General features: G+C 73.1%; 15 protein-coding genes and 1 riboswitch. Of the genes, 13 read left to right on the top strand and 2 right to left on the bottom strand.

The genetic code is table 11. The annotated features are described in order from the left end of the window. The first annotated feature begins 132 nt into the window (after positions 1-132). From DNK53_RS16920 to DNK53_RS16860, 13 genes are all read left to right on the top strand, one after another. On the top strand, positions 133-1524 hold the full coding sequence (locus DNK53_RS16920) for a hemolysin family protein (RefSeq protein ID WP_110183482.1): 1392 nt from the start codon (positions 133-135) through the stop codon (positions 1522-1524). Then, positions 1521-2567 carry a hemolysin family protein gene (locus DNK53_RS16915; RefSeq protein WP_110183481.1) on the top strand — a complete coding sequence of 349 codons (1047 nt, stop codon included), beginning with the start codon at positions 1521-1523 and terminating at the stop codon, positions 2565-2567. Before DNK53_RS16920 ends, DNK53_RS16915 begins: the two co-directional genes overlap by 4 nt. Positions 2568-2650: 83 nt before the next feature. Beyond that, complete coding sequence (gene clsA, locus DNK53_RS16910; RefSeq protein ID WP_110183480.1) at positions 2651-3256, top strand: cardiolipin synthase ClsA; 606 nt, start codon at positions 2651-2653, stop codon at positions 3254-3256. Next, positions 3253-4158, top strand: a complete 906-nt coding sequence (locus tag DNK53_RS16905) for a DUF881 domain-containing protein (protein ID WP_110183479.1) — start codon at positions 3253-3255, stop codon at positions 4156-4158. The genes clsA and DNK53_RS16905 overlap by 4 nt, the downstream gene beginning before the upstream one ends. Next, positions 4155-4487, top strand: a complete 333-nt coding sequence (locus DNK53_RS16900; RefSeq protein ID WP_110183478.1) for a small basic family protein — start codon at positions 4155-4157, stop codon at positions 4485-4487. Before DNK53_RS16905 ends, DNK53_RS16900 begins: the two co-directional genes overlap by 4 nt. Beyond that, positions 4480-5214 carry a DUF881 domain-containing protein gene (locus tag DNK53_RS16895; protein WP_110183477.1) on the top strand — a complete coding sequence of 245 codons (735 nt, stop codon included), beginning with the start codon at positions 4480-4482 and terminating at the stop codon, positions 5212-5214. Before DNK53_RS16900 ends, DNK53_RS16895 begins: the two co-directional genes overlap by 8 nt. A gap of 55 nt (positions 5215-5269) precedes the next feature. Continuing rightward, a complete protein-coding gene (gene gcvH, locus DNK53_RS16890) occupies positions 5270-5650 on the top strand; it encodes a glycine cleavage system protein GcvH (RefSeq protein WP_110183476.1) in 381 nt (126 codons plus the stop codon). Between the two features lie 108 nt (positions 5651-5758). Further along, positions 5759-6274: an FHA domain-containing protein gene (locus tag DNK53_RS16885; RefSeq protein ID WP_110183475.1), complete on the top strand. Its 516-nt coding sequence runs from the start codon at positions 5759-5761 to the stop codon at positions 6272-6274. A 14-nt stretch (positions 6275-6288) separates the two neighbouring features. Further along, positions 6289-7032, top strand: a complete 744-nt coding sequence (ftsR, locus tag DNK53_RS16880) for a transcriptional regulator FtsR (protein ID WP_338041059.1) — start codon at positions 6289-6291, stop codon at positions 7030-7032. A 31-nt stretch (positions 7033-7063) separates the two neighbouring features. Next, the gene (locus DNK53_RS16875; protein ID WP_110183474.1) at positions 7064-7540 is read left to right on the top strand and encodes a bifunctional nuclease family protein; all 477 of its coding nucleotides are present in this window, start codon (positions 7064-7066) and stop codon (positions 7538-7540) included. A 248-nt stretch (positions 7541-7788) separates the two neighbouring features. Further along, positions 7789-8328 (top strand): MerR family transcriptional regulator, encoded by a 540-nt coding sequence (locus DNK53_RS16870; RefSeq protein WP_239456626.1) that lies wholly within the window; start codon positions 7789-7791, stop codon positions 8326-8328. Between the two features lie 95 nt (positions 8329-8423). Beyond that, positions 8424-8520: riboswitch (glycine riboswitch) on the top strand. A 78-nt stretch (positions 8521-8598) separates the two neighbouring features. Further along, complete coding sequence (gene gcvP / locus DNK53_RS16865) at positions 8599-11475, top strand: aminomethyl-transferring glycine dehydrogenase (RefSeq protein ID WP_110183472.1); 2877 nt, start codon at positions 8599-8601, stop codon at positions 11473-11475. Then, entirely contained in the window at positions 11472-12734 is a 1263-nt protein-coding gene (locus DNK53_RS16860) for a serine hydrolase domain-containing protein (RefSeq protein ID WP_110183471.1), read from the top strand. The genes gcvP and DNK53_RS16860 overlap by 4 nt, the downstream gene beginning before the upstream one ends. Here DNK53_RS16860 and DNK53_RS16855 read toward each other — a convergent pair. Beyond that, positions 12718-14112 (bottom strand): metallopeptidase TldD-related protein, encoded by a 1395-nt coding sequence (locus tag DNK53_RS16855; RefSeq protein WP_110183470.1) that lies wholly within the window; start codon positions 14110-14112, stop codon positions 12718-12720. The genes DNK53_RS16860 and DNK53_RS16855 overlap by 17 nt on opposite strands. Then, positions 14109-15629 carry a TldD/PmbA family protein gene (locus DNK53_RS16850; protein WP_110183469.1) on the bottom strand — a complete coding sequence of 507 codons (1521 nt, stop codon included), beginning with the start codon at positions 15627-15629 and terminating at the stop codon, positions 14109-14111. The genes DNK53_RS16855 and DNK53_RS16850 overlap by 4 nt, the downstream gene beginning before the upstream one ends. Positions 15630-15661: the final 32 nt, after the last annotated feature.

Genomic DNA, 15661 nt, shown 5'->3' with positions numbered 1-15661 from the left:
CTACGGCCGGGTCGCTAGAGTGGGCGCATCGTTCAGCCGACCGAGAAGGAACACCGCACAGCTCATGGACGGGCCTCAAAGTAGTAGCCATCCGTCAGCGCGTCCCGACGCGCCCGGCCCTCGGAGCGGCCGGTGACTCCCTGGATCCTCCTCGGCGTCTCCCTCCTCCTGATGGTCGCGTGCGGCCTCTTCGTCGCCGCGGAGTTCTCGCTGGTCACGGTCGACCGCCACGAGGTCGACGGCCTCGTCGAGGAGGGTGACGGCGGCGCCGCGGGCGTCCAGCAGGCGCTGCGCACGCTCTCGACCCAGCTCTCGGGCGCCCAGGTCGGCATCACGATCACCAACCTCGCGATCGGCTTCCTCGCCGAGCCGGCCGTCGCCCAGCTGGTCGACGGACCGCTGCTGGCGGCCGGTGTCCCCGACTCCTGGGTGACGCCGTTGGCGGTGGCCCTCGGCCTGGTGCTGTCCACCTTCTTCACGATGCTCGTCGGCGAGCTGGTCCCCAAGAACCTCGCGATCGCCGTCCCCCTGGCGACCGCGCGGGCGACCCAGGGCTTCATGCGCGGGTTCACCACGGTCATGGGGTGGCCCATCCGCGGCCTCAACGGCTCCGCCAACGCGATCGTGCGGCGGCTCGGCGTCGAGCCCCAGGAGGAGCTGCGCTCGGCGCGGAGCAGCCAGGAGCTCGCCTCGCTGGTGCAGCGCTCGGCCGACGAGGGCACCCTCGACGCCGAGACGGCCGAGCTGATGGAGCGCTCGGTGGAGTTCGGCACCCGCACGGCGGGCGAGATCATGACGCCGCGGGTGCGCACCGCCAGCCTCCAGGCGTCCGACCGGGCCGCCGAGGTGATCGACCTCGCCCGCCAGACCGGCCACTCGCGGTTCCCGGTGCTGGACGCCGAGGACGCCGTGGTCGGCACGGTCCACGTCAAGCACGCGGTCGCCCTGCCCGTCCACGAGCGACCCACGACGCGGATCAAGCACATCATGGTGAAGCCCATCGTCGTGCCCGACTCGCTGCGCCTCGACCCGCTGCTCGCCCTGCTGCGCCAGGACGGCTTCCAGATGGCCGTCGTCCTCGACGAGTACGGCGGCCAGGCCGGCATCGTGACCCTCGAGGACGTGGTCGAGGAGATCGTCGGCGACATCTCCGACGAGCACGACCGGCTCGGCGACCGCGCCCGACGGCGCCGGGACGGCACCTGGTCGCTCTCCGGCCTGCTGCGGCCCGACGAGGTCGAGGACGCGACGGGGATCGAGCTGCCCGAGCACGAGGACTACGACACGATCGCCGGCCTCGTCGTCCGGGAGCTGGGGCGGGTGCCGAGCGCGGGCGACGCGGCGACGGTCCTGGTGCCCGTGCGCGACGCGGACGGAGAGCTGGAGGAGCGGAGCGTGACCCTCACGGTGGAGCGGATGGAGGGGCTGCGCGTGGACCGCGTCGTCCTCTCCGGCCCGGAGCCGGCCGGCGGGACCCCGACGGCGAGCGGCCCGGCCGCGCAGACGCAGGGGAGCGCCACGTGAGCGACTTCGTGGCCATCGGCCTGGCCGTCGTCCTGCTGGCCCTCAACGCCTTCTTCGTGGGGGCCGAGTTCGCGCTGATCTCCGCCCGCCGCAGCCAGATCCAGCCGCGGGCCGAGGCGGGCTCCGCCATGGCCCGCACCACCCTGCGGGCGATGGAGCAGATCTCCGTCGTCATGGCCGGGGCGCAGCTCGGCATCACCATCTGCTCCCTGGGCCTGGGCGCCGTGGGCGAGCCGGCGATCGCCCACCTGCTCGAGCCGGGCTTCAGCCGTCTCGGGGTGCCCGAGGACCTCGTCCACCCCGTCGCGTTCGTGATCGCGATGACCCTGGTCGTCTACCTGCACGTCGTGCTCGGCGAGATGGTCCCCAAGAACCTCGCCATCGCGGGGCCCGAGCGCTCCGCGCTGCTGCTGGGCCCGCCCATGATGCTGGTCGTCGCCCTGCTGCGACCGGTCATCGTGACGATCAACGCCTGCGCCAACCTGATCCTGCGCGCGATGCGGATCGAGCCCCGGGACGAGGTCTCCTCCACCTACACCCGGGAGCAGGTGGCGGCGCTGGTGGAGGAGTCGCGGGGCGAGGGCCTCATCGAGGCCGACGAGTACGACCGCCTCGCCGGCGCGCTGGGGTTCACCGAGAAGACGGTGGAGGCGGTGCTGATGCCGACGGAGTCGCTGACCACCGTCCCCCGGGGGAGCACCGTCGCAGGGGTCGAGGAGGTCTGTGCCGCGACCGGCTACTCCCGCTTCCCGGTCTCCCGCGACGGCGACCTCGTCGGCTACCTGCACATCAAGGACGTGCTCGAGTCCGACGAGGAGCGGCGCCAGCGGGTGGTTGACGACAAGTGGGTGCGCCCCTTCGCCACGGTGCGGCCCTCCGACCCGCTGCACTCGGCACTCGAGTCGCTCCAGCGCCGCGGGGCGCACATGGGGCGGGTGATCGCCGAGGACGGCACCCTGCTGGGCCTGGTCACGCTCGAGGACGTGCTCGAGGAGCTCGTGGGCGAGATCCGCGACGCGGCTCACCACGACGAGACGGTGTGAGCTCGCCCGGGCTGGATAGGCTGCGGCACGGCGTACGGTGAGCCCCGACGACGAGGGCCCAGAAAAGAGCAGGGGACTGAGGCGTGACCGACCAGCGCGAGCGTGACCTCGGCGTGTGGACGGTTCCCAACATCCTGAGCCTGCTGCGGCTGGCCAGCATCCCGCTCTTCCTCTGGCTGGTCCTGGGGCCGGAGGCGGACGGCTGGGCCCTGGCGCTGCTCATGCTCTCGGGCGTGACCGACTACCTGGACGGCTACCTCGCCCGGGTGCTCGACCAGCGCTCCTGGCTGGGCGAGCTCCTCGACCCCGTCGCCGACCGGCTCTACATCCTGGCCGTCGTGGTCGGGCTGGCCCTGCGCGACGTCATCCCTTGGTGGGTGGCGCTGGCGCTGCCGCTGCGCGACCTGGCGCTCTGGGGCCTGGTGCCCCTGCTGCGCACGCGGGGCTACACCTCCCTGCCGGTGCACTTCCTCGGCAAGGCCGCGACGTTCAACCTGCTCTACGCCTTCCCCCTGCTGCTGCTGGGGGAGGGGGAGGGGGTGGTGCCCACCCTGGCCGACGTCTTCGGCTGGGCCTTCGCGCTGTGGGGCATCGGCCTCTACTGGTGGGCCGGTCTCCTCTACGCCTGGCAGGTCCGGACCCTGCTGCTGAGCACCCCGCCGCTGCCCCGGTCGGAGCGCGGCCGGTGACCGGCCCGGGACGGCCCGCCGGGCCCGGGGGCGAGGGAGCGGAGCAGCGCGGCCCGCTGCCCCAGCACGTGACGCAGCCCCTCCTCTCCCTGGTCACCGAGCAGTCGATGGACCAGGACTACCAGCACGTCGCCGCGCGCCGGGGCCAGCGGCCGGTCCCCGAGGAGGACGGCGGACGTGGCCGGCGCGTCGTCACGGCCGCGGCGGTCGCGGTCTTCGGGCTGCTCGTGGCGGTCGCCGCGGTGCAGACGTCCCGCAACGCCGACGTGGCCGCCCTGAGCCGTGCGAGCCTCGTCTCGCGGGTCCAGGAGCAGCGTGCCGACGTCCGCGCCCTCCAGGACCGGGCCGGCGAGCTGCGCGCGGCCAACACCACCGCCGAGGAGTCCGCCCGTGCCCTGCGCGAGCGCGAGGAGGAGGTCCGGCAGGAGGTCAGCAGGCTCGGGGTGCGGACCGGCTCCCTGGCCGTGCGCGGACCGGGCATCCGGGTCACCGTCGCCTCCGCGCCGGGCGCGACCGAGCGCCAGGTGGTCCAGGACGACGACCTGCTCTACCTCGTCGACGGCCTCTGGGCGGCGGGCGCCGAGGCGATCGCGATCAACGGCCAGCGCCTCACGACCCTCTCGTCCATCCAGAACTCGGGCGACGCGATCCACGTCAACGTGCGCCCCGTGAACCCGCCGTACGTCGTCTCGGTGGTGGGGGACCCCGACACCCTGGAGGCCCGGCTCCTGCGGACGACCCACGGCGCGGTCTTCTACGCGCTGGCGCGTTCGTTGGAGTTCGAGTTCCGGATCCAGGAAGATGACGAGCTGGAGCTGCCCGCCGCACGCGTGCGACCGTTGCCCCACGCGCGGGAGCACGTCCCGGGACGCTCGTCCAAGGAAAAGGAGCTGGAACCTTGATCGCCGCACTCGGGCTGCTGCTGGGCGTCGTCGCCGGCCTGCTGCTCCAGCCCGACGTCCCGGTCGCGCTGGAGCAGTACCTGCCGATCGCCGTGGTGGCGGCGCTGGACGCCGTCTTCGGGGGCCTGCGCGCCTTCCTCGACGGGATCTTCGACGACAAGGTCTTCGTCATCTCGTTCGTCAGCAACGTCGTGCTGGCCGCCGCCATCGTCTTCATGGGGGACCAGCTGGGCGTGGGCACGCAGCTGCAGACCGGCGTCATCGTCGTGCTGGGCATCCGGATCTTCTCCAACTCCGCGGCGATCCGCCGCCACCTGTTCCATGCCTGAGCCCGACGACGCCCGCGCGCGGGTGCGGGCGGCGCTCAGCCGACCGTCCCGCTCGCAGGTCGTGGTGGCCGTGCTGCTGGCGGTGCTGGGCTTCGCCGGTGTCGCCCAGGTCCGCAGCACGGCCCTCGACGACACCTACGACGGGCGGCGCGAGGAGGACCTGATCGAGATCCTCAACGCCCTGACCGGCACCTCCGACCGGGCACGACGGGAGATCGCGAGGCTGGAGGAGGACCGGCGCGAGCTGCAGACGAGCTCGAACGCCCGGCTGGCCGCCATCCAGCAGGGCGAGGAGCAGCTCGAGACCCTCAACATCCTCGCGGGCGTGGTGCCGGTGAGCGGCCCGGGGATCCGGATCACCGTCACCGAGCAGGTGACGCCGGTGCGCGTCGACCGGCTGCTCGACCTGGTGCAGGAGCTGCGCACGGCGGGCGCCGAGGCCATCGAGCTCAACGACGCCGTCCGGCTGGTCGCCCAGAGCTCGTTCCAGGAGGTCGAGGGGGTGATCGAGGTGGACGGCACCCCGCTGGAGTCGCCCTACGTCCTGGAGGCGATCGGCGACCCCGGCACGCTCGAGGGTGGCGTGCGGTTCCTCAGCGGGCCGGTCGCCGCCCTGGAGAACCAGGACGGCGCCGGGGTCGACATCGACCAGGTCGACGAGGTGGTCGTCGAGTCCGTCCGTCAGCTCCCGCGGGCCGACTTCGCGGAGCCTGCCCAGGGGCAGTAGCCTCGGGAGCACCGCCCGTCGGTCCGTCAGGACCCACACCCGAGGAGACGACGCGATGTACCCGGAGGACCTGAAGTACAGCTCGGAGCACGAGTGGGTGCGGGTCGAGGACGGACGGGCCCGGGTGGGCATCACCCACTTCGCCCAGGACGCCCTCGGCGACATCGTCTACGTGTCGCTGCCCGAGGTCGGGGACCAGGTCACCGCCGGGGAGACCTGCGGCGAGCTGGAGTCGACGAAGTCGGTCAGCGACCTCTACGCCCCGGTCGGCGGCGAGGTGGTGGCGCGCAACGAGGCGCTCGACTCGACGCCCGAGCTGGTCAACAACGACCCGTACGCCGGGGGCTGGCTCTTCGAGGTCGCCGTGACCGACGCCTCGCAGCTCGAGGGCCTCATGGACGCGGCCACCTACGAGCAGAGCCTCGACGCAAGCTGATCCACGCGGTTGCCACAACTGGTAGTTTCGTAGGAACCTTCACCCTCAGTCGGGCCTTGAGAGTTCCGGCGTCAGGTGCGACCCACGGACAACGGAAGCGGAGGACACATGCCGTTCTGCACGGCCTGCGGCAAGCCCAACCCCGATGACGCGAGGTTCTGCGCCCAGTGCGGCTCGCGACTCGCGACCGAGGGCGAGACGGCCGGTCCGGCCGAGCCGTCCGACTCGACGGCCACCATCTCGATCGCGCACGAGCGGGCGGAGAGCTCCGACCGCGCGCTCAGCCCGGTCGACGCCGCGGCGGTGGACGCCCTTCCGACCGGGTCGGCGCTGCTGGTCGTGCAGCGCGGCCCCGGTGCGGGCAGCCGCTTCCTCCTGGACACCGACCTGGTGACCGCCGGGCGGCACCCCGACTCCGAGATCTTCCTCGACGACGTGACGGTCTCCCGCCGCCACGCGGAGTTCCGCCGCGAGGGGGAGCGCTTCCGGGTCAGCGACGTGGGCAGCCTCAACGGGACCTACGTCAACCGCGACCGGATCGACGCCGTCGAGCTGACGGACGGCGACGAGGTGCAGATCGGCAAGTACCGGCTGGTCTTCTTCGCCGGGCACGTGACCGGCTGACGATGGGCGACGGCGTGGCCTCCGCAGCCTCCACCTCCGCCGCCGCGTCGCGGACGAGGATGAACATCGGGCAGGTGCTCGACGTGCTGCGACCCGACTTCCCGGGCATCACCATCCCCAAGATCCGCTTCCTCGAGGACAAGGGCCTGATCAAGCCCGAGCGGACGCCCGCCGGCTACCGGAAGTTCTCCCACGACGACGTGGAGCGGTTGCGCTACGTGCTGCGCATGCAGCGCGACCACTACCTGCCGCTGAAGGTGATCGGGGAGCACCTCGACGCCATCGACCGCGGGCTCGAGCCGCCGCCGATCGAGGCCGTCGTCCCGACCGTTCCCCAGGTCGCGCTCTCGAGCGACGGGCTGCCGTCACCCGAGTCCTTCGCCCGACGCTCCGACGTGCGGCTCTCGCGCCGCGAGCTGCTCAAGATCGCCGAGGTCAGCGAGGAGCTCCTCGGCCAGCTCGAGCAGTTCGGCCTCATCTCGGCCCGTCCGGGCACCGGGCACTACGACACCGACGCCCTCGTGATCGCCAGGACGGCCCGCGAGCTGGCCGACTTCGGTTTCGAGCCCCGGCACCTGCGTGCCTTCAAGACCTCGGCCGACCGCGAGGTGGGGCTGGTCGAGCAGGTGGTCGCCCCTCTCAAGCGGGGGCGCGACGCCGCGGCCCAGGCCCGGGCCGAGGAGGCGGTGAGCGAGATCGCGGCACTGTCGGTGCGGCTGCACGCGACGCTCGTGAAGAAGGGCCTCCAGGGAGCCTGACCGCTGACCGGCCCGGGAGTAGGGTGGCCGTGTGCGCGAGGTAGACGTCATCGGAGTCCGGGTGGAGATGCCCTCCAACCAACCCATCGTGCTGCTGCGCGAGGTCGCGGGTGACCGCTACCTGCCGATCTGGATCGGCGCGGTGGAGGCCACGGCGATCGCCTTCGCGCAGCAGGGCGTCGTCCCGCCCCGGCCGCTGACCCACGACCTGATGAAGGACGTGCTCGAGGCGACCGGCGCACCCCTCGCGGAGGTGCGGATCACCGAGGTGCGGGACAACGTCTTCTACGCGGTCCTGGTCTTCGACTCCGGCGCAGAGGTGAGCGCCCGTCCGTCCGACTCGATCGCGCTCGCGCTGCGCACCGGGACCCGCATCGTGGTGGACGAGGAGGTGCTCGCGGAGGCCGGCCTCGCCGTCCCGGCCGAGCAGGAGGACGAGGTCGAGCGGTTCCGCGAGTTCCTCGACCAGGTGACCCCGGAGGACTTCGAGGCACCCGAGGAGCAGTGACGGCATCACCCTCAACCTGAGGTTGAGGGTTGCGACACGCCGCCGCGTGCGTTGACCCTCCCCGGGTCCGGCCGTACCTTGAACTGTCTCCGTTGTAACTCCAACGTTGTGGTTGTCCCCGGACCGCCCACGTCCTTCCCCCCCAGGAGCTACGCTGAGCGGAGTAGACGACGGAGGGTCCACCAGTGGGCGTTGACGAGAACCAGCAGGACAGGGTCGCCGGACTCGAGGTCGAGCGCGCCGCGGAGGTGGCCGAGGAGCAGGGCCTCCTCTTCACCGACGACGTCTCCCCGCTGCCCAGCGACGCGGGCTACCGCGGCCCCACGGCCTGCAACGCCGCCGGCATCACCTACCGCCAGCTCGACTACTGGGCCCGCACCGGCCTGGTCGAGCCCACCGTCCGCGGGGCCACCGGCTCCGGCTCCCAGCGCCTGTACTCCTTCCGCGACATCCTGCTGCTCAAGGTGGTCAAGCGCCTCCTCGACGCCGGGATCTCGCTCCAGCAGATCCGCACGGCCGTGCAGCACCTGCGCGCGCGGGGCACCGACGACCTCACCCGGGTCACGCTCATGAGCGACGGTGCCTCCGTCTACGAGTGCACCAGCAACGACGAGGTCATCGACCTGCTCCAGGGGGGTCAGGGCGTCTTCGGCATCGCGATCGGCGGCGTCTGGCGCGAGATCGAGGGCACCCTCTCCGAGCTCCCCAGCGAGCGGACGGCGTCCGACGCGGCCGCCCTCCCCGGCGACGAGCTCGCCGCTCGCCGCGCGGCTCGTCGCACCGGCTGAGCCCGGCGACGTCCGTCCGGTCCGTCCCGGCGACCGGACCCGCCGCCGATCCCTTCGTCCGGCCGGCGGCGGGGTGGTAGGTTCGACGGCGCTGACGATCCCGCGCGGGAGAGTCCTGGTGGGTCCGCCACCAGCGCCGAAGGGGCAATTCCTCCCCGGAACCTCTCAGGCACCAAGGACCGCGCGGTCGAGGCAGCTCTGGAGCGCCGGGTCAGCCCGGGTGACAGAGGGGGAGGACGACCAGCCCTCGTCCGACCCCCGGAGCGTGCCATGTCCGACCTGACCCGTCCCTCCCAGCCCTCCGGGGCCGTGCCGTTCGTCGAGCGGCACCTCGGCCCCCAGCCCGACGACGTGCGGGCCATGCTCGAGGTCGTCGGCCACGACTCCCTGGAGTCCCTCATGCAGGCGGCCGTCCCGGGCAGCATCCGGTCGGCTTCCCCGCTGAGCCTGCCCGAGCCCCTGTCGGAGAGTGCCGCGGCGGCGGAGCTCCGGGCGCTGGCGGCGGCCAACAACCCGGCCGAGCCGATGATCGGGCTCGGCTACCACGGCACGGTGACGCCGCCGGTGATCCGGCGCAACGTGCTGGAGGACCCGTCCTGGTACACGGCGTACACGCCCTACCAGCCCGAGATCTCGCAGGGCCGCCTCGAGGCGCTCCTCAACTTCCAGACGGTCGTCGCCGACCTCACCGGCCTGCCGACCGCCAACGCCTCGCTGCTCGACGAGGGCACGGCAGTCGCCGAGGCCATGACCCTGGTCCGGCGCGCCCAGCGCCGCGCCGAGGGCCCCTTCGTCGTCGACGCCGATGCGCTGCCCCAGACCCGCGAGGTGGTGCGGACGCGCGCCCGGGCGATGGGGATCGAGGTCGTCGTCGCCGACCTGTCCGAGGGGCTCCCCGGGGGCGCGCTCAGCGGCCTGCTGGTCCAGTACCCAGGAGCCTCGGGGCGCGTCCTGGACCCCCGGCCCCTGGTCGAGGAGGCGCACGCCCGCGGCGCCCTGGCCGTCGTCGCCGCCGACCTGCTGGCGCTGACCCTGCTCGAGGCGCCCGGCGAGCTGGGCGCCGACGTGGTGGTCGGCTCCTCCCAGCGCTTCGGCGTCCCGCTCTTCTACGGCGGCCCGCACGCTGGGTACATGTCCGTGCGGTCCGGGCTCGAGCGACACCTGCCGGGGCGCCTGGTCGGGGTCTCCGTCGACGCGGAGGGACGCCCGGCGTACCGGCTCGCCCTCCAGACCCGGGAGCAGCACATCCGCCGGGACAAGGCGACCTCCAACATCTGCACCGCGCAGGTGCTGCTGGCCGTCGTGGCCGGCATGTACGCCGTCCACCACGGCCCCGACGGCCTGCGGGCGATCGCCAGCCGCGTGCACCGCCTCGCGGTGTCGCTGGCAGCCTCCCTGCGCGCCGCCGGGGTGGAGCTGGAGCACGAGGAGTTCTTCGACACCCTGACGGTCCGGGTCCCCGGCGGTGCCCGCGACGTGGTGGCCCGCGCCCGCGACCTGGGCGTCCACCTGCGCCTGGTCGACGACGACCGGGTCGGGATCTCGACGTCGGAGACGACCACCGAGAGCACCCTCGGCAAGGTCCGCCAGGCGTTCGGCCTCGGGCCCGAGCAGGCGCACGGGGACTCCGACGGGGTGGACGCCCTGCCCGAGTCGCTGCGGCGGACCACGCCGTACCTGACCCACGAGGTCTTCTCCACGCACCGCAGCGAGACCCAGATGCTGCGCTACCTGCGCAGGCTCTCGGCCCGCGACTACGCCCTCGACCGGGGGATGATCCCGCTCGGCTCGTGCACCATGAAGCTCAACGCGACGGCCGAGATGGAGCCGATCAGCCTGCCGGGCTTCGCCGACCTGCACCCCTTCGCCCCGGCCGAGGACGCGGCCGGCTACCACCGCCTGGTCTCCGACCTGGAGTCCTGGTTGGCCGAGGTCACCGGCTACGACGAGGTGTCGGTGCAGCCGAACGCCGGTTCGCAGGGCGAGCTCGCCGGCCTGCTGGCCATCCGCGGCTACCACGAGGCCCACCACGTCGAGGGCGCCCCGGTCCGCGACGTCTGCCTCATCCCGTCGTCCGCGCACGGCACGAACGCGGCGTCCGCGGTGATGGCGGGGATGCGGGTGGTGGTCGTCAAGGCCGCCGAGGACGGGTCGGTGGACCTGGAGGACCTGCGTGCCCGCTGCGAGGAGCACGCGGAGACCCTCGCCGCGATCATGGTCACCTATCCCTCGACGCACGGCGCCTACGAGGACACCATCACCGAGCTCTGCGAGCTGGTGCACGCCCACGGGGGCCAGGTCTACGTCGACGGGGCGAACCTGAACGCGCTGCTCGGGTACGCCCGTCCCGGGGAGTTCGGCGGCGACGTCTCGCACCTCAACCTCCACAAGACCTTCTGCATCCCGCACGGCGGCGGAGGCCCCGGGGTCGGCCCGGTCGCGGTCCGGGCCCACCTGGCGCCGTTCCTCCCGTCGCACCCCGACCACCCGGTGCCGGGTCGGCGCGAGGGGATCGGCCCGATCAGCGCCGCGCCCTACGGGTCCGCCGGGATCCTCCCGATCTCCTGGGCCTACGTCCGGATGATGGGGGCCGAGGGCCTGACCCGGGCCACCGCCCACGCCGTGCTGGCGGCCAACTACGTCGCCGCCCGCCTCGACGAGCACTTCCCGGTGCTCTACCGGGGCCACTCCGGCCTGGTGGCCCACGAGTGCATCCTCGACCTGCGGCCGCTCACCCGGGAGACCGGCGTGACCGTCGACGACGTGGCGAAGCGGCTGGTGGACCACGGCTTCCACGCCCCGACGATGTCGTTCCCCGTCGCCGGCACCCTCATGGTCGAGCCGACCGAGTCGGAGGACCTGGCCGAGATCGACCGGTTCGTCGACGCCATGGTGGCGATCCGGGCGGAGATCGACCGGGTCGGCGCGGGGGAGTGGAGCCCCGAGGAGTCGCCCCTGCGGCGCGCCCCCCACACCGCCGCGGCGATGGTGGGAGAGTGGGACCGTCCGTACGGCCGCGAGCTCGCGGCGTTCCCGTCCGGCCCGGACCCCGACAAGTACTGGCCGCCGGTCGCCCGGATCGACCAGGCCTACGGCGACCGCAACCTCGTCTGCTCCTGTCCGCCCCCGGAGGCCTTCACCGAATGATCGAACGTCGCCAGAGCTGCCTGGACCTCGCCCAGTCGCGGGGCCGGCTCCCCTCGGTGCTCGGCGCGGTCTTCGACCGGTACGGCGTCGTGTGGGCCGGCTCCTCGGGCGAGGGGGCTGGGCTGGACGGGCAGTACCGGATCGGCTCGATCACCAAGACGATGACCGCCGTGCTGGTGCTGCAGGCGCGGGACGCGGGGCTGCTGCACCTCGACGACCCGCTGGGGCGCCACCTCGGGGAGGTGGGGTACGCCGAGGCGACGATCCGGCAGGTGCTGAGCCACACCTCGGGGATGCAGAGCGAGCCGGCGGGACCGTGGTGGGAGCGTCACCGGGGCGGCGACTTCGACGCGCTCGCGGCCGCCAACGACGGCTCCGGCCGGGTGGCCCGGGCCGGGGAGCTCTTCCACTACTCCAACCTCGGCTACGGCCTGCTGGGAGAGGTGCTGGTCCGGGTCACCGGCACCTCGTGGCGGCAGCTCGTGGTGGAGCGGCTGCTGATCCCGCTCGGCATGACCCAGACGTCGTACCTGCCCCGCCCCAACGCGCAGCCGGGCTGGAGCGTCGACCACTTCACCGGGGAGCGCCGGCTCGAGCCGCTGACCAACACGGGGGCCATGGCGCCGGCCGGGCAGCTGTGGTCGACGGTCGCCGACCTGGTGCTGTGGGGCCAGTTCCTCTCCGGTGCCCGACCCGACATGCTGGACCCGGGCTCGCTGACCGAGATGCTCGAGCCGGTCACCGACGACTACGGCCTCGGCGTGCGGCTGCTCACCGGCACGGGCGGGATCCTCGTCGGCCACACCGGCTCGATGCCCGGCTACCTCGCCGCCCTCTTCGTCGACCCGGGCTCCGGCATCGGCGCCGCCGTGCTGGCCAACGCCACCACCGGGGTCGACCGCACCCAGCTCGTGCTGGACCTGATCGACGGCGACTTCGTCGACGAGGTGATCGAGCCGTGGGTGCCCACCGTCGAGGTGCCAGCGCCGGTCGCCGGCATCCCCGGGCTCTGGTTCTGGGGCAACACCGCCACCGAGGTGCGGTGGCACAACGGGCACCTCGAGCTGCACCCCCTCACGCCGCCCGGGAGCCCGGACCGGTTCGCGCTGCTCGACGACGGTCGGCTCGTCGGCATCGACGGCTACCACCGCGGCGAGACCCTGCACGTCGTACGTCGCGCCGACGGGGAGGTCTGGCACCTCGAGGCGGCCACCTTCGTCTACACCCGCACGCCCTACGGCCTCACAGAGCCTGGCTGACGCTCGACATGTTGAAGTCGGGCACCCGCAGCGGCGGCATCGCCGTGCGGCTGAAATAGTCCTCGCCCCACTCCCGGCTGAACGCGGGCACCGTGGCCCCGGCTGCGCTGAACCGGCCGAGCAGGTCGACCGGGCTCTCGTTGAACCGGAAGTTGTTCACCGCCCCGGTCACCTCACCGCCCTCGACGCGGTAGACGCCGTCCCGGGTGAGGCCGGTGAGCAGCAGGGTCTGCGGGTCGACCTCGCGGATGTACCACAGGCAGGTGACCAGCAGGCCGTCGTCGAGGTCCCGGACGAGGTCGTCCACCGAGCCGGACGCGCCCTCGACCTCGAGCACGAGGTTGTCGACCGCGGGCGTCGTGGGCTGCCCGGTGAGGCCCGCGGAGTGCCGCGTCTGCAGGAGGGCGGCGAGCCGGCCGTCCTCCAGCCAGGGGGTGGGGGCGAGGGGAAGGCCGTTGTCGAAGACCGACGAGGTGTTGCCGGACGCATGGGCGACGACGAAGGGCGCGCACTCCAGACCCGGCCGTCCGGGGTCGGAGAACAGACGGACCCCGGGGGCCGCCACCCGGTCACCGATCCGGGTGCCGCCGCCGCGGCGGCTGAAGACGGACTGCCCCTCGTGGGCGACGCGTGCCCCCGCGCTCCAGTAGGTGTCGATCATCAGGTCGGCGACGGCGTCCGGCGGCAGGATCGTGTCGTGGCGTCCGGCGGGCAGGTCCACCTTGCGGGCCGCCCAGCCGAGCCGCGTGGCCAGCTGCTGCTCGAGCGCCAGCGGGTCGACGTCGGTGAAGTCGCGGGTCGCCCCGCCGACCCAGGCGCTGCTGGTCAGGTCGGCGGTCTTCCCCGTCACCCCGTAGTGGCCGGTCGGCTGGACGTGGCGCAGGCGCAGTCCCGTCGAGGAGGCGAGCCACGTCGTGGTGACCTCGTGGCTCACGAAGCCGTAGAGCACGCGGCCCGCCGACCCGGCGGTGCGGAACGCCTCCCCGAGAGCGGGGGCGAAGTCGGCGAGCACCGAGGCGTCGGTGCCGGGGGAGGGGTCGTCCCAGTCGACGGTGGCCCGGTCGGCCGGCAGCGGGGCGGCGTCCTCGGCGGGGCCGGAGGCGCGCGCCGCCGCATCCGCGGCCGCGGCCAGCGCGACCACCTGGTCGCGCGTGGTGGCCGACGAGGAGGCGGAGCCGGTGGCGCCGCCCCCGGGCGTCGCGACGAACGACACGACCGTGACCTGGACCCGGTGGCCCACCCCGTTGGTCGTGAGGGTGTTGTTGGCCCACCGGAGGTTGACCCCGGTCGTGTCCTCCACCAGGACGAGGCACTGGTCTGCCTTGGAGGCGGCCAGGGCGACCTCGGCGAGCTGCTGGGGGGAGAGCGTCGTGGTCACGCGCCGGCCTCCTGGGCGGTGTTGAGGATCCGGACGCCCCGGAAGAGGGCGCTGGGACAGCCGTGGCTGACGGCTGCCACCTGGCCGGGCTGCGCCTTGCCGCAGTTGAAGGCGCCCCCGAGGCGCCACGTGTCCGGACCGCCGACGGCCTCCATCGAGCCCCAGAAGTCGGTCGTGGTCGCCTGGTAGGCGACGTCGCGGACCTGGCCGGCCAGCCGCCCGTCCTCGATCCGGAAGAAGCGCTGCCCGGTGAACTGGAAGTTGAACCGCTGCATGTCGATGGACCAGCTGCGGTCCCCGACGACGTAGATGCCGCGCTCGACGCGGGCGACGAGCTCGTCGGTGGACGGCCCGTCGGGGGCGGGCTGGAGGGAGACGTTGGCCATCCGCTGGATCGGCACGTGGGCAGGGGAGTCGGCGTACGCGCACCCGTTGGACCGGCCGCCGTTGAGCTCGGGGCGGGCGTGGGCCATCGCGCGGTCCAGCTGGTAGCCGACGAGGATGCCGTCGCGGACGAGGTCCCACTGCTGGGTGGCGACCCCCTCGTCGTCGAAGCCGGTCGTGGCGAGGCCGTGCTCGACCGTGCGGTCCCCGGTCACGTGCATGACGGGGGACCCGTAGACGAGGCTGCCGAGCCGGTCGTAGGTGGCGAAGGAGGTGCCTGCGTAGCTGGCCTCGTAGCCGAGCGCGCGGTCGAGCTCGGTGGCGTGGCCGATCGACTCGTGGATGGTGAGCCACAGGTTGCTCGGGTCGACGACGAGGTCGTACGTGCCGGGCTCGACCCCGGGTGCCCGGAGCTTCTCGCCCAGCAGGTCGGGCACCTCGGCCAGCTCGGCGTCCCAGTCCCACCCGGTCCCGGTGAGGTACTCCCAGCCCCGGCCGGCCGGGGGCGCGAGCGTGGTCATGGAGTCGAAGGTGCCGGAGCGCTCGTCAGAGCCCATCGCCTCGAACGTGGGCATCACCCGGACGCGCTGCTGGGTGGTGCGGGTCCCGGCGAGGTCCTCGTAGTACTTGTTCTCCTGGACCTGCTGCAGCGAGGCGGCCGCGTGGTCCACGACCCGGTGGGCGGTCAGCCGCGACGTCCAGTCGCGGAGCACGTCCACCTTCTCCGTGGTCGGCACCGAGAACGGGTCGACGTCGTGGGCCGAGACCCAGGTGGCGTCGGCGTGGACCGGTTCCGGGGCGAGCTCGACCGGGACGGTCGTCATGGTGGCGGCCAGCTCGGCGAGGGCCAGCGCGCGGTCGGTGACGCGGCGTACCTCCTCGACCTCGAGCGCGACGCCGCTGGCGAAGCCCCAGGCCCCGCGGTGCACGACCCGCACGGCGAACCCGAGGTCCTCGACGTCGCTGGCGCCCTGCAGGGCGCCGTCGCGCACGGCGAGGTGCTGGTACCTCGTCCGCTCGAGGCGGAAGTCGGCGTGGCTCACCCCCCGAGCGGCGGCACGCTCGAGCGCGGCCCTGCCGAGCTCGCGGAGGGGGAGCCCGAGGAAGGTGGGGTCGATCTCCCGGTGGTCCATGGGAGGAACCTAGTGCCCCGGTAGGGTCACGC

It is taken from the genome of Nocardioides solisilvae, assembly GCF_003194625.1.
Classification (GTDB): Bacteria; Actinomycetota; Actinomycetes; order Propionibacteriales; family Nocardioidaceae; genus Nocardioides; species Nocardioides solisilvae.
Note: the sequence above shows the minus strand (reverse complement) of the source record. Positions and strands in the feature narration are given on the sequence as shown.

Coding starts and splice junctions, on each gene's coding strand:
- DNK53_RS16895 (WP_110183477.1), top strand. CDS start 4,480: ATGCCTGAGCCCGACGACGCCCGCGCGCGGGTGCGGGCGGCGCTCAGC.
- gcvH (WP_110183476.1), top strand. CDS start 5,270: ATGTACCCGGAGGACCTGAAGTACAGCTCGGAGCACGAGTGGGTGCGG.
- DNK53_RS16885 (WP_110183475.1), top strand. CDS start 5,759: ATGCCGTTCTGCACGGCCTGCGGCAAGCCCAACCCCGATGACGCGAGG.
- gcvP (WP_110183472.1), top strand. CDS start 8,599: ATGTCCGACCTGACCCGTCCCTCCCAGCCCTCCGGGGCCGTGCCGTTC.
- DNK53_RS16860 (WP_110183471.1), top strand. CDS start 11,472: ATGATCGAACGTCGCCAGAGCTGCCTGGACCTCGCCCAGTCGCGGGGC.
- DNK53_RS16850 (WP_110183469.1), bottom strand. CDS start 15,629: ATGGACCACCGGGAGATCGACCCCACCTTCCTCGGGCTCCCCCTCCGC.